This window comes from Mesorhizobium sp. CA8, assembly GCF_020164955.1.
Classification (GTDB): domain Bacteria; phylum Pseudomonadota; class Alphaproteobacteria; order Rhizobiales; family Rhizobiaceae; genus Mesorhizobium.
In genome coordinates this window covers 246,936-259,613 of the sequence record NZ_JAIUHG010000004.1, presented here as the reverse complement: position 1 = coordinate 259,613, position 12,678 = coordinate 246,936, and the positions used below count along the sequence as shown (strand labels likewise).

11 protein-coding genes are annotated in these 12,678 nt (G+C 65.4%); 1 reads left to right on the top strand and 10 read right to left on the bottom strand.

Annotated features, from left to right (window positions below):
- From LB553_RS07050 to LB553_RS07015, 8 genes are all read right to left on the bottom strand, one after another.
- Positions 1 to 1,965 (bottom strand): hypothetical protein, encoded by a 1,965-nt coding sequence (locus LB553_RS07050; RefSeq protein ID WP_412033286.1) that lies wholly within the window; start codon positions 1,963 to 1,965, stop codon positions 1 to 3.
- 355 nt (positions 1,966 to 2,320) lie between these two features.
- On the bottom strand, positions 2,321 to 3,262 hold the full coding sequence (locus tag LB553_RS07045; protein ID WP_224511824.1) for an alpha/beta hydrolase: 942 nt from the start codon (positions 3,260 to 3,262) through the stop codon (positions 2,321 to 2,323).
- A 210-nt stretch (positions 3,263 to 3,472) separates the two neighbouring features.
- Entirely contained in the window at positions 3,473 to 4,255 is a 783-nt protein-coding gene (locus tag LB553_RS07040) for a carnitinyl-CoA dehydratase (protein ID WP_224511822.1), read from the bottom strand.
- A complete protein-coding gene (locus LB553_RS07035) occupies positions 4,248 to 6,326 on the bottom strand; it encodes an acetate--CoA ligase family protein (RefSeq protein ID WP_224511820.1) in 2,079 nt (692 codons plus the stop codon). Before LB553_RS07035 ends, LB553_RS07040 begins: the two co-directional genes overlap by 8 nt.
- Before the next feature lie 64 nt (positions 6,327 to 6,390).
- Entirely contained in the window at positions 6,391 to 7,554 is a 1,164-nt protein-coding gene (locus tag LB553_RS07030) for an acyl-CoA dehydrogenase family protein (RefSeq protein WP_224511818.1), read from the bottom strand.
- Between the two features lie 4 nt (positions 7,555 to 7,558).
- Positions 7,559 to 8,698, bottom strand: a complete 1,140-nt coding sequence (locus LB553_RS07025; RefSeq protein ID WP_224511815.1) for a carnitine 3-dehydrogenase — start codon at positions 8,696 to 8,698, stop codon at positions 7,559 to 7,561.
- Positions 8,699 to 8,700: 2 nt separating this feature from the next.
- Positions 8,701 to 9,324 (bottom strand): HD domain-containing protein, encoded by a 624-nt coding sequence (locus LB553_RS07020; protein WP_224511813.1) that lies wholly within the window; start codon positions 9,322 to 9,324, stop codon positions 8,701 to 8,703.
- 70 nt (positions 9,325 to 9,394) lie between these two features.
- On the bottom strand, positions 9,395 to 10,318 hold the full coding sequence (locus LB553_RS07015) for a 3-keto-5-aminohexanoate cleavage protein (RefSeq protein ID WP_224511812.1): 924 nt from the start codon (positions 10,316 to 10,318) through the stop codon (positions 9,395 to 9,397).
- A 131-nt stretch (positions 10,319 to 10,449) separates the two neighbouring features.
- Between LB553_RS07015 and LB553_RS07010 the strand changes: the two genes are divergently transcribed.
- Positions 10,450 to 11,430, top strand: a complete 981-nt coding sequence (locus LB553_RS07010) for a GlxA family transcriptional regulator (protein WP_224511811.1) — start codon at positions 10,450 to 10,452, stop codon at positions 11,428 to 11,430.
- On the opposite strand, the gene LB553_RS07005 is transcribed toward LB553_RS07010, so the two are convergent.
- Entirely contained in the window at positions 11,411 to 12,172 is a 762-nt protein-coding gene (locus LB553_RS07005) for a TIGR01458 family HAD-type hydrolase (protein WP_318011482.1), read from the bottom strand. The genes LB553_RS07010 and LB553_RS07005 overlap by 20 nt on opposite strands.
- A gap of 123 nt (positions 12,173 to 12,295) precedes the next feature.
- Positions 12,296 to 12,499 (bottom strand): hypothetical protein, encoded by a 204-nt coding sequence (locus tag LB553_RS07000; protein WP_095768166.1) that lies wholly within the window; start codon positions 12,497 to 12,499, stop codon positions 12,296 to 12,298.
- Positions 12,500 to 12,678 lie beyond the last annotated feature (179 nt).

The following is a 12,678-nucleotide window of genomic DNA, read 5'->3' as shown; positions in this document are numbered from 1 at the left end:
TCAACGTTCGCAACTGGCGGCTGGCGTTCTGAGCGGCAGCGTCATCTTGCAGCAAGGATAGTAGCCACCCTTGTCCTGGTCGGACTTGCGGTAGAAGCAGAGCCCGACATTGACGGTGTCGCCCGGATCATGGCCGGTGATGTCGACCGTGTAGGGCTTACCCGGGACATGCGACATGGGGGTTGTCACCCCGACGCCGGGCGTCTGGGACTGCGCCTTGATCGAATCGCCGCCGAAGCCGGCATGGTCATGGAGATAGAGTTCGGCCCGCAGCCCGCGCGGCGTGCAGTAATAATGCACGTCCTCGACATCCAGGCAGGCCGGCAGGTTGCCGGGCGGCGGGAAGTCGGGCGGATAGAACGGAGGCAGATAGCCGCCGCCGGGGATTTCCTCGTAATAGCCGGCATGGCCCTCGCAGGGGCGCCAGACCCTGACGTCGCCGACATGGCCCTGGACGTCCGGGTCTTCGAAATAACCGTCGAAATCGACGAACCAGGAGCCGAAAGGCGGCACGTTGGCCGGCTTGACCAGCGTGCTCGGCGTCAGCTGCACGCCATGCACGGCAAGCGGTCCGCCGGCGGCGAGCCGCTCGGCAAGCTCGGGATTGTCGCGCAACTTGTCGCCGGTGTTGACGACGGTGCCGGTGCAGACGGACGTGTCGAGATTGCCTTCGGCGTCATAGCGATATTGTAGGTCGACGCCGCCGGCCGACTGGCGGTTGCCTTGCGGGAAGCCGACGGCATATTCCTGCGGCACCTCGACCCAGGCCGATTCCGTCGCCGGATCGTCAGGCTCCTCGCGCCAGTAGCGGATCAGCTCGCCTTTGCCGGAATCGGCGAAGCGGCTGTAATCGTAGCGGTTCTCGACCGGGCCGCGCTGGGCGAGATACATGAACCCCTTGTTGTCAAAGGCGATGTCGGTGACGGCATAATCCTTGTCGGCCCTGACCGTCAGTTCCCAGCGTGGATCGCCGGCAAAACTTCCGTCGCTCGCAATGCCGACCGACCAGATCTCTGCCTTCTCGCCGACGGAATAGTAGAGCCGCCCGCCGCGATACGCGACAGCCCAGACGCGGCGCGCATCCTGCGTATAGCCCCAGGTCTCCGGGTCTTCGCTATCGAAAGCGGCAGCCTGGATGTCCATCACGGCGCCGTCGTCGGCGACCGGGGCCAGCCCATGCGCCGGGCGCCCGGCAACACCATGATCGAAGCTGTCGATCAGATTGCCCTCGATATCGATGCGGTGAATCAGCCCGGTGTCGAGATCCGATGCGAAGAACTCGCGATGGGTCGGAACGAAGGCGAGGTTGCCGATGCCCGGCCCGCTGTTGGTGTCGATATCGGCGAATTTGGAGACGGCGCCCGTGATACCGTCGATCTTCCAGATCGTGCCTGGACCGCCGCCATTCTCGGTGCCGAACTGCCCGTCCATGAAGGTGGCGCCCGGGGCGCCGCGGCGCTGCCGTTCCGGCCTGCCGTCATGGTCGGCGTCCGGCGTGACGATCTCGATGCCATGCAGCGAGGTCGCGGCGGCGTAGAGGTTGGGAACGCCTGACGGCACGCCGTCGCGCACGCCATCGTCATAGCTAAGGCCGAACACCTCGCCGATCTGCCCGGCCGTCACCTCGAAGGGCGGCCGCGTGTTGACGAGTTGGCCGAAGGCCGGCCCACCGAGATGCGAGACGTCGAAAATGCGCAAGGATGCGCGGGACGTATCGATGAAGGTCTCGTCGACCGGGTCGACGCCGGGGGGCAGACCCTCATCGAAATTGGGAATGGTGGTGCCCGGAAAGCCGGTGACCGCCATCGAGCCGGGATAGATGATCTGGGTTTCCTGCGCCTTCGCCGCGCCGCCGAGCCACAAGCCGGCGGACAGCGCCAAAGCGAGAATTCCGCCGCTTGTTGCGATTGCGCGGCGCAAACGGCGGCCACGGGAACGCAGGAACGAGCCGCGAACGCCAGACATTGCACTCCCCCCGAAGCCGCTGGAAGGAACGTCCGCCTCTACCGCGCCAACCAGGGCAAGGCGCGGCGTTCGAGCACGTTCTTCCCCGATCGTAGTGTCTGTTTTCCTCTTTGTGACGATACGCCGGCTGCTGGGCAGGGTCAACGGAATCAGCCGGAAGCCCAGCGCGTCGACCCCTTCCCGAAGGCGGTGATCGCGCTGGGTTCCCGTTGTTCCCGGAGACCGCGAAGTCTCTGGGTTTCTGGTCATGGCGGCTTCCTTTCCGGGCCGCGCCATTGCGGCGCCTGACCGTCAGTCGCCGGCTGGCGGGGAAAGGTTCATGGGCGGAGCGGAAAGCGCTCCCGGCCGTCGTGTGTTACCAGATCCAGTCGCCCCGACCGAGCGCCGAAACCGCCTCGATGATGCGGGTGAAGCTCGTGCGCGCCCGGCCGACCATGTGCCGGGCCCTGAGGTAGCCATGCACCAGCCCGGGCTCCTCGAACCAGGTGGCGTGTCCGCCGGCCGCGACGATGCGGTCGCGATAGGCTTCGCCGTCGGACGACAGCGGGTCGCATTCGGCGGTGATCACCACGGTCGGCGGCAGGTTTGCGAAATCGGCGTCTGCGAGCGGGTAGAGCGTGATGTCGCCGGTCCGGTCCACGCCGCCGGTGCGGATATGCTTGTAGAAGTCGAGGTCGCGCACCGTCAGCATCGGCGCCTCGGTATGGGTCACGTAGGAGCCGCGCGAATGGTCGCCGCCAAGGCTAGGATAGATCAGCACCTGGCCGGCAGGCTTCTTGGCGTGACCGCGTGTGGCATGCGCTACCGCCGCGCAGAGATTGCCGCCGGCGCTGTCGCCGCAGAGCACGATCGCGCAGTCATAGGTCTCGGCGGCCCATTCGAAGGCATCCATGGTGTCGTCGAAGGCCGCCGGATGCAGATGCTCCGGCGCAAGGCGGTAATCGAGCGAAACCACATCGAAGCCGGTGCGGGCGCAAAGCTCGGCGCAGACATCGTCATGGCTGTCCAGCCCGCCAAGGATGAATCCGCCGCCATGAAGGTAGAGCACCATCGCAGCGTTGTTCGGGGCGGCGTTGCGGTAGATGCGGATCGAGATGCTGTTGGTTGGCGCGGCAACGGCAGTCGTCTCCGCCGTCACCCCTTGCGGATATCCGGCGAAGAACTCCCGGCACATTCGGTCGTAGACCGCGCGCTGCTCTTCGATCGTGTAGTCGATCGTGTCCGGCGGATAGTAGGAACTGGTCTTCTCGATGAAGGCCCAGGTTTCTGCGTCGATGAGGGTTTTGTAGTCGGTCATCGCGCTTGGACCGACTGGAGAGGTTCAGCCCGGTCACCCCCCTCTGGTCTGCCGGCCATCTCCCCCGCAAGGGGGGAGATCGGATGTCGCATTTGCCTTCGCCAATCTCCAGGGGAAGGTGAGCGCCGGCGCCGACACTGCCAATCTCCCCCCTTGCGGGGGAGATGCCCGGCAGGGCAGAGGGGGGTGCCTCGCGCCGTCATCGCGATTCTACCGTCCTTTCCAAACCGGCTCGCGCTTCTCCGCGAAAGCCCGGAACCCTTCCATATTGTCTTCCGACCCATAGAGCTTGTCGACCGTCGGCAGCTGCCGGCGCGTCACCTTGTTCATGGCGTCTTGGAACGTCAGCGCCTCGGCCACCCGCGCCGTCTCCTTGATCGCGGCGAAGACCAGCGGCGGGCCGCTGGCGAGCAACCTTGCAATCTCCCATATGCGCTCCTCGAGCTTATCCTTGGGCAACACCTCGTTGACCAGGCCCCAGCGATGCGCCTCGGCGACTTCCATCCAGCGGCCGGTGAACAGAAGGTCCATGGCGATATGGTAGGGGATGCGCTTCGGCAGCTTGATCGTCGCCGCGTCGGCCAGCGTGCCGGCGCGGATCTCGGGCAGCGCGAAGGAGGAATGGTCGGAGGCGTAGATGAGGTCGCAGGACAGCGCCAGCTCGAAGCCGCCGCCCACGGCCATGCCGTTGACGCAGGCGATCACCGGCTTGTTCAGGTCGCGCAACTCCTGCAGCCCCCCGAAGCCGCCGACGCCATAATCGCCGTCCACCGCATCGCCGGCGGCCGCCGCTTTCAGATCCCAGCCGGCGCTGAAGAATTTGTCGCCGGCCGTCTTGACGATGGCGACGCGCAGCTCGGGATCGTCGCGGAACGCCTTGAAGGTCTCGCCCATCAGCCGCGACGTCTTGAGGTCGATGGCATTGGCCTTCGGCCGGTCGAGCGTGACCTCGAGGATCGCGCCTTCGCGGCGGGTGGTGATGACGTCAGCCATTCTTCTTTTCTCCAAGCACAAGCAGCGCATCCGCGATCCAGGCGCCCTTGCCTTTAGCGCAGACGATCAGCGGGTTGATGTCGAGTTCCTCGATCTCGCCCTCGTTCTTCTGCACGAAGTCGGCAATGCCGGCGATGGCGTCGATGGCGGCGTCAACGTCGGCCCTGGGCCGGCCGCGATAGCCTTCGAGGAGAGGATAGAGCTTGAGCCCACGCAATGCCGCCTCGATGTCGTCGCGCGTTGCCGGCAGCATGAGGGTCACGCTGTCGCGCAACAGCTCGACCAGCACGCCGCCGGTACCGAGCGTCATCACCACGCCGAACATCGGGTCGCGGGTGAAGCCGACGATCAGCTCGGCGACGCCGTCGCGCACCATGCGCTCGGCATAGAGCCCGGTGCCGAGCGGCAGCAAATCATGTGCGGCGGCACTGACGGATTCGGCGTCCTTGAGGTTCAGCCTGACAGCGCCGACTTCCGACTTGTGCGTCACGCCGAGCGCCTTCAGCGCCACCGGGAAACCCAAGCTCATCGAGGAAATCACCGCCTCGACCGCATTGGAGGCGCGCTCGCCCTTTGGCACCGGCAGGCCGGCCTTGATGAGCCTTTCCTTGGCCTCGGCCTCGTCCGGCGTCACGCGTTTGGCGTCGGATGCTCCCGCCGCGGTGGTGTCGACCGGCTGCGCCTGCGGCTCGCGCCAGGCCCAGCCGATGAAGGCGGCGGCCTGGGCGGCGTCCATGGCCTCCGAGATGCCGAACAGCGGCACCATGCCGCGCGCCATCAGGCCGGCGGTGTATTCCTCCGGCAGGTTTTCCGGCAGCGAGGAGACGATCGCCCCTTGCGCCTTGTTGGTCTTCAGCGCCGCCTCGAAGGCGCGCAGCGTCGCCCACCAGTCGACGTCGGAACAGCGGTCCGGGCGCGGGAAATCAAGCACCAGCATGTTGAGGTCGAAGCCGCCCGACACCATGGCGGTGAAGGTGGCGGTCATCGCCGGCTCGTTGTTCCAGATGAAGGTGTGGTAGTCGAGCGGATTGGCGACGGCGACCAGCGGTCCGAGCGTCGATTTGACATGCGCGCGGTGCTCGGCCGTCAGCGCCGGGAAATGCACCCAGCGCCCCTCGGCGCTGTCGGCCATCACCGAAGCCTCGCCGCCCGAGCAACTCATCGACGAAAGCTTGTAGCCGGGCAGGGGACCGGTGATGTGCAGCAGCTTCAGTGCCTCGATGAAGGCCGGAATGGAATCGACGCGCGCAATGCCGAGCCGCTTCAGGAACGCGCCGGAGGCGGCGTCCGAGCCGGCCAGCGAAGCGGTGTGCGACACCGTCGCCTGCCGCGCCTGTTCGGAGCGGCCGACCTTCATGGCGATGATCGGCTTCTTCAATTCGCGCGCCCGCGCCGCCAGCTTCTCGAAGCCGGCGACCGAGTCGAAGGCCTCGATATGCAGGCCGAGCGAGGTGACGCGCTCGTCCTCGATCAGGCCCAGCGCCATTTCGGAGAGGCCGGTCTGCGCCTGGTTGCCGGCGGTCATCAGGAAGGCGATCGGCAGTCCGCGCTTCTGCATCGTCATGTTGATGGCGATGTTGGACGATTGCGTGATGATGGCGACGCCCTTGCCGCCCTCGGCCAGCCTGATCCCGCCATGCTGGTCGGGCCAAAGCAACGCGCCGTCGGCATAGTTGATCAGGCCGTAGCAGTTCGGCCCGATGATCGGCATCTGGCCCGCGGCGGCGACCAGCTCAGCCTGCAGCCGCTCGCCGTCCTCGTCGTAGGCTTCGGTCTCGAGGAATCCGGCGGCAAAGCAGACGGCGCCGCCGGCGCCGCGCTCGGCCAGCGCCTTGATCACTTCGATGGTGAGATGCCGGTTGACGCCGACAAAGGCGGCGTCCGGCGCGCCCGGCAGATCGGCGACGGAGCGGTAGGCCTTGCGGCCGGCGACCTCGTCCTTGGTCGGATGCACCGGCCAGATCTCGCCGGCAAAGCCCATCTTGATCGACTGCGCCACGACGGCGGCGGCCTGCGCCCCGCCGAACACGGCGATCGATTTCGGGCGCAGGAGACGTTCGAGTTTATGCATGGCCATCTTTTCGTTTGAGCGCGATCTGGTCCAAGGCCGGATCCCGGCCTTGCCGCATCATGCTCTAAGCTCCGAACGGACGCAGCAGCGCCCGCGAAATAATATGTCGCTGAATCTCCGACGTGCCTTCCCAGATGCGCTCGACGCGGGCGTCGCGCCAGATGCGCTCCAGCGGCAGGTCGTCCATAAGCCCCATGCCGCCATGGATCTGGATGGCCTCGTCTGCGACGAAGGCCAGCATCTCGGTGGCCTTCAGCTTGGCCATCGCCATGTCCTGGTCGGTGACGGTGCCCTGATCGTATTTCCAGCCGGCTTCGAAGACCATCAGGTCCGCGGCCTTCAATTCCGTCGCCATGTCGGCGAGCTTGAACGACACGCCCTGGAACTTGCCGATCTGCTGGCCGAACTGCTGGCGCTGTGCTGCATATTCGATGGCATGCGAGAGCGCGCGTTCGGCGCGGCCGAGGCAGGTGGCGCCAACCTGGAGACGCGTGGCGCCGAGCCAGGAGTTGGCGACGTCGAAGCCCTTATGCACTTCGCCGAGCACCTGGGAAGCCGGCAGCCGGCAATCGTCGAATTCGAGGATCGAATTGGTGTAACCGCGATGCGAGACATTGCGATAGCCGTCGCGCACCGTGAAGCCATTGGTGCCCTTGTCGACGAAGAAGGCGGTGATCTTCTTGCGCTTGCCGCGCGGCGAATCCTCTTCGCCCGAAGCCATGAACACGATGGCGAAGTGGGCGATGTCGGCATGCGAGATAAAGTGCTTGGTGCCGTTGAGCACCCAGTCCGAGCCGTCCTGCACCGCGGTCGCCTTCATGCCGCGCAGGTCGGAGCCGGCGCCGGGCTCCGTCATCGCCAGGCAGTCCCATTTCTCGCCGCGGATGCAGGGAAAGAGGTATCTCTCGCGCTGTTCCGGCGTTCCGGCGAGCAGGATGTTGGACGGACGCGCCACGCAGGTCCAGTGCAGCGCATAATTGGCGCGGCCAAGCTCCTTCTCATAGAGCAGCCAGCTCACCGTATCGAGGCCGGCGCCGCCGACATCGGCCGGCATGTTGGCGGCATAAAGCCCGGCCCCGATCGCCTTCGCCTTCAATTCGTCGATCAGCTCGCGGCGCAGCTCGCCGGTGCGCTCCACCTCGCGCTCATGCGGGTAGAGCTCGTTCTCGACGAAGGCGCGCGTCGTCTCGACGATGAGCTTCTGTTCTTCCGAAAGACCGAAATGCATCGCCTCAGCCCTTCTTCTTGCTCTTCTTCGCCTTATCGGCCTTGGCGGGCTTCCCAGTCTTTGTCGGCTTTTCAGCCTTTGCCGGCTTCGCGGCTTTCTTGGCCGGCTTGGCCTTTGCGGGAGCCGTGGTGGAGGTCTTCTTCGCCGCCAGCTTGGCGAGCTGCCTGGTATAGTCCTTGTGCAGCGCGCCGGCGCCCCAGCCCTTGCCCTTGTTCTGCTTCGACAGCGCTTCCATGATCGCGACCAGATTGTCGTCGCGGATCTTCTCCAGCTCGCGGATCGACAGCCCGTGCGCCTGCTCGTCCGACTGCGTGGCGATCAGGTCGACCAACTCGTCGTTGAACTCGGGCACGTCCATCAGCTTGGTCCACGGCCATTTCAGGCAAGGCCCGAACTGCGCCATGAAATGGCGCATGCCGGCTTCGCCGCCGGCGACGCGATAGACCTGGAACATGCCCATCTGCGCCCAGCGCAGGCCGAAGGAATAGCGCATGATGTCGTCGAGTTCCTCGACGGTGCAGATGCCGTCCTTGACCAGCCACAGCGCTTCGCGCCAGGCGGCTTCGAGCAGGCGGTCGCCGACAAAGGCCTCGATCTCCTTGCGCACCACCACCGGCTTCATGCCGATCGAGGCGTAGAGCTCCTTGGCCACCTCGATCGCCTCGGGGAAGGTCTGCTCGCCGCCGACGATCTCGACCAGCGGCAACAGATAGACCGGGTTGAACGGATGGCCGACCACCAGCCGTTCCGGGTGCTTCTTCATCGCCACCTGCATGTCGGTCGGCTTGATGCCGGAGGTGGACGAGCCGACGATGGCGTTGGCCGGCGCATGCTGGTCGATCTCGGCCAGCACCTTGTGCTTGAGGTCGAGCCGCTCCGGCACGCTTTCCTGGATGAAGTCGGCGTCGGCAACCGCCTCGGCGATGGTCTTGGCGAAGGTGAGCTTGCCTTCCTTGGGCAGGCCGCCGGGCAGCATCTGCTTATAGGCGCGGCGCGCGCCCTTCATCACCTCGCCAACCTTGCGTGACGCTTCCGGATCGGGGTCGAAGATCGACACATCGATGCCATTCAAGAGCAGACGCGCCACCCAGCCGGCGCCGATGACGCCGCCGCCGATGGCGGCCGCCTTGTTGATGATGCTCATGGTCAGGCTCCGGTTCTCGTCTTGGCTGTTTCGGGATCGATGAGGGCCACACGCTCGCCGGCGCGGATCACCGCCGGGTCGTAGGCCTTGCGGGCGAACACTTCGAGCACGAAGGGCCGGAAGAACTCGACCGGCAGCGTCTCGTAGTCGGGATCGAAGCTCGACTGGTCCCAGCGCTCGCAGAACTGGTCGCAGTCGTCGAAATAGAGGTGGCCGGCGAAGCGGTCGCGGGCATGCCGGTTGCCGCCCAGGTGATGCGCGTAATAGAGGCGCTGGAAGTCGCCATGCTTTTCCACCACCCAGGTGCATTGCTCGCGCACGAAGGGTTTTAGGATCGTCGCGGCATATTCATCATGATTGTAGGGCGCGTAGATGTCGCCGATGTCGTGCAGCAGCGCGCAGACGATCCAGTCCGTATCGGCGCCGTCGCGCCAGGCGCGAGTCGCCGCCTGCAGCGAATGGCCGAGCCGGGTGATCTTATAGCCTGAAAGACCTTCGTCCAGCTGCACAAGTGCATCGAGCAGCCGGTCGCCGGTCTTGGCGGCATAGTCGATCTCATGAGCGGTCAGGAATTCGTAATCTTCCCTGTCGCCGTCCTTCATAGCGGTGAATTTGACGGTAGCCATGCTCAACTCCCGGTGTCTTGTTTGAGCATGATCTTGTCCGAAAACCGGTACCCACTTTTCGGGATCATGCTTAAGCCGCGGCAGCGATCGGCGCCCGCTTGGTAAGGTTGAGCTTCTTGCGCACTTCTTCCGGCCCAAGGATCCGCGCACCGAGATTGGTGACGATGCTGGCCGCGCGTTCGACGAGCTGCGCGTTGGTGGCGAGCACACCTTTGTCGAGCCACAGATTGTCCTCCAGGCCGACGCGGACATTGCCGCCGGCAAGCACGGCCGCCGCCGCATAGGCCATCTGGCTACGGCCGATCGAGAAGGCCGACCAGTTCCAGGTCGAGGGTACGTTGTTGACCATCGCCATGAAGGTGTTGAGGTCGTCCGGCGCACCCCACGGCACGCCCATGCAGAGCTGCACCAGCGCGTCCGGATTGAGCACCTTTTCCTCGACCAACTGCTTGGCGAACCACAGGTGGCCGGTATCGAAGGCCTCGATCTCGGGCTTCACACCCAACGCCGTCATCATGCCGCCCATGGCACGCAGCATGCCCGGCGTGTTGGTCATCACATAATCGGCCTCGGCGAAATTCATCGTGCCGCAATCAAGCGTGCAGATTTCCGGCAGGCACTGGCGCACATGCTCCATGCGGTTGGAGGCGCCGCCCATGTCGGTGCCCTTCTCGTTGAGCGGCAGCGGCGCTTCCGGCGAGCCGAACACCATGTCGCCGCCCATGCCGGCAGTGAGGTTCAGCACCACGTCGACGTTCGCCTCGCGGATGCGCTCCGTCACCTCGCGGTAGAGATGCACGTCGCGCCTGGGCTTGCCGGTCTCGGGGTCGCGCACATGGCAATGGACGATCGCCGCACCCGCCTTGGCGGCGTCGATCGCTGAATCGGCGATCTGCTTGGGCGAGCGCGGCACATGCGGGCTGCGGTCCTGCGTGCCGCCGGAGCCGGTCACGGCACAGGTAATGAAGACCTCGCGGTTCATCGCAAGCGGCATATTGATCCTCCCAGATTCGATCGGCCATGCATGCCACCCAGAAGCGGGAGCCGATAGCGGCACGGCATGCAAGGGAATTCACCAAGAATGCCCGACTTGCCGGAAACTGTTTTGCGTTTTACGAAGCTCTCATGATCAAAAGCGAAAAACCGACCATCTTTCGGTCCGAGCGCGAGACGCTCAAGGTGACGTTCCTCGTGTTCTCGGGATCCTCGATCATGTGCGTGGCCTCGGCGGTCGACCCGCTGCGCGCCGCAAACCGCATCTCGGGCGAGACGCCGTTCGATTTCAAGCTGGTCTCGGTCACCGGCGAGGCGCCGGTCACGACATGCGGCCTTCCCGTGGCTGTCAGCGGCCGCTTCGACGCGGCCGAGGCCACCGACATGCTGGTCGTCGTCGCCGGCTTCGGCACGCAGAACTACGCCACGTCGGCGCTGCTTGCCGGCCTGCGCCGCGCTGCTCGCGCCGCGCGCGCCTGTGGCGGCGTCGAGGCGGGAACTTGGCTGGTGGCGCGCGCCGGCCTGCTCGAGGGCCGCAGCGCCACTACGCATTGGGAAGACATGGAGGATTTCTCCGCCGCATTCCCGGGCGTCGACGTGCGGCCGGACCGCTACGTCATCGACGGGCCGGTCTTCACCTCCGGCGGCGCCTCGCCGACCTTCGACCTGATGCTGCATCTGGTCCGCACAAGGCTCGGCATGGCCGCCGCGCTCGATGTCGCGAGCGTCTTCATCTACGACCAGGCGCGCGCCGCGACCGACGCGCAGCCGCTGGTCTCGCTCGGCCGTCTCGACGGCTACGATCCTAGGCTTGCCCAGGCGATCCGGCTGATGGAAGCGCATGTCGACCAGCCGCTCACCGTCGACGCCGTGGCAAAACGCGCCGGCGTCACGGCGAGAACGCTGGAAAGCATTTTTCGCAAGTCGATCGGCGAGACGCCCGGCGCCTATTATCTGAGGCTGCGCCTCAGCGCCGCCCGCCGCCTGGTGATGGATACGCGCATTGCCATGGCCGACATTGCCGGACGTACCGGCTTTTCCTCCGCCGCGGCATTTTCCAGGGCATTTTCAAGAGCTTTCGGCGAGGCGCCGGTCAGGCTGCGGCGTGGTTGAGAATCCAGTCTGTCGCGGCGGCGAGGTCATCCACCACTGCGGTGGGAGCCGGATCGAATCGCGTTTCGTCGCCGGGACGGTATTTGCCTGTCCGCACGAGCAGCGCCGCGCCAAGCCCGGCGCTGAGCGCGCCGGCGACATCGCTCTCCGCGTCGTCACCGACCATGACCGCATCGGCCGTAGGGCAGTTCAAATCTGCGAGCGCCGAAAGGAAAAAATCCGCCGACGGCTTGCCTAGCACGACGGGGCTTCGGCCGCTGGCGAATTCGAGAGCCGCAACGAAGGCGCCGGTGTCGAGGCTGAGTTGGCCATCCGCATCCTTGAAGGTGCGGTTGGCGGCCAAAGCCACGAAATCGGCACCGGCGGATAACTCGCGGAAAGCACGGTTGAGGCTGGCGTAGCCGAATGCCTCGCCGGCATCGCCCATGACGACCGCCTTGCTGCTTCCTCCCTCCAGGCCCGAAAACTCTGCTTCGAGATCGGGATGGACGAGCAGATGCGGCTGGCGGCCATGCTTGCGCAACCACTCGATCGCAGCCTGCGCTGGCGTCAGCAATTCTTCATCCGCAACTTTGATGCCCATGGCGGCAAGTTGCGCGACGATCTTGCTGCGCGGTGAGCGTGTCGTGTTGCTGACGAAACGCAGCGGCAAGGCGGCATCGCGCAGACGCTTAATTGCCTTCGCCGCTCCCGCTATCGGGGTGTCGCCATCACAGACGACACCCAGAAGATCCAGGAGCACCGCGCGTATCATAGCCGCAGGATGGAGAAACAGTCTGCGTTCGTCAAACCGCGGAAGAATCGGGCCGCGGAAGAATCGGGCCGCGGAAGAATCAGGCCGCGGAAGAATCAGGCCACGGAAGAATCAGGCGGCGTCGCGGCCTTCGCCGACGATGCGCGTGCGCATGCTCTTGGCCAGCGCGGTTTCCAACCGCGCCGCAACCGCGCGGTCCCATTCGTTTGTCTTGCGGCCGCCGTCTTTCGAATGCGGCAACGCCATCAGCCGGTCGATGATCGATCCGGTTTCGCCGGACGAAAGCAGGGCGTCGATTTCGCGTTCATGCTGCATATCGGTTCGCCTCCTTCTTCTTCACCCGCTACAGGAGCCACGTTTATACGAGTTCCGTGACGGCTGTTTGAAGGCAAGAGCGGGGCGATTGAGGGGCGGCTCGGGGCAAAACCTTGTCGTGAAGTTCTGCCCTCGCGCATGCAAATTTTCAGGCTTTCCCCGCGCCCCGATTGCTCGGG

Excerpts from the sequence above, each read along its gene's own strand:
- LB553_RS07025 (WP_224511815.1), bottom strand. The coding sequence starts at position 8,698 with ATGAGCATCATCAACAAGGCGGCCGCCATCGGCGGCGGCGTCATCGGC.
- LB553_RS07040 (WP_224511822.1), bottom strand. The coding sequence starts at position 4,255 with ATGGCTGACGTCATCACCACCCGCCGCGAAGGCGCGATCCTCGAGGTC.
- LB553_RS07010 (WP_224511811.1), top strand. The coding sequence starts at position 10,450 with ATGATCAAAAGCGAAAAACCGACCATCTTTCGGTCCGAGCGCGAGACG.
- LB553_RS07015 (WP_224511812.1), bottom strand. The coding sequence starts at position 10,318 with ATGCCGCTTGCGATGAACCGCGAGGTCTTCATTACCTGTGCCGTGACC.
- LB553_RS07045 (WP_224511824.1), bottom strand. The coding sequence starts at position 3,262 with ATGACCGACTACAAAACCCTCATCGACGCAGAAACCTGGGCCTTCATC.
- LB553_RS07035 (WP_224511820.1), bottom strand. The coding sequence starts at position 6,326 with ATGCATAAACTCGAACGTCTCCTGCGCCCGAAATCGATCGCCGTGTTC.
- LB553_RS07000 (WP_095768166.1), bottom strand. The coding sequence starts at position 12,499 with ATGCAGCATGAACGCGAAATCGACGCCCTGCTTTCGTCCGGCGAAACC.
- LB553_RS07050 (WP_412033286.1), bottom strand. The coding sequence starts at position 1,965 with ATGTCTGGCGTTCGCGGCTCGTTCCTGCGTTCCCGTGGCCGCCGTTTG.
- LB553_RS07020 (WP_224511813.1), bottom strand. The coding sequence starts at position 9,324 with ATGGCTACCGTCAAATTCACCGCTATGAAGGACGGCGACAGGGAAGAT.
- LB553_RS07030 (WP_224511818.1), bottom strand. The coding sequence starts at position 7,554 with ATGCATTTCGGTCTTTCGGAAGAACAGAAGCTCATCGTCGAGACGACG.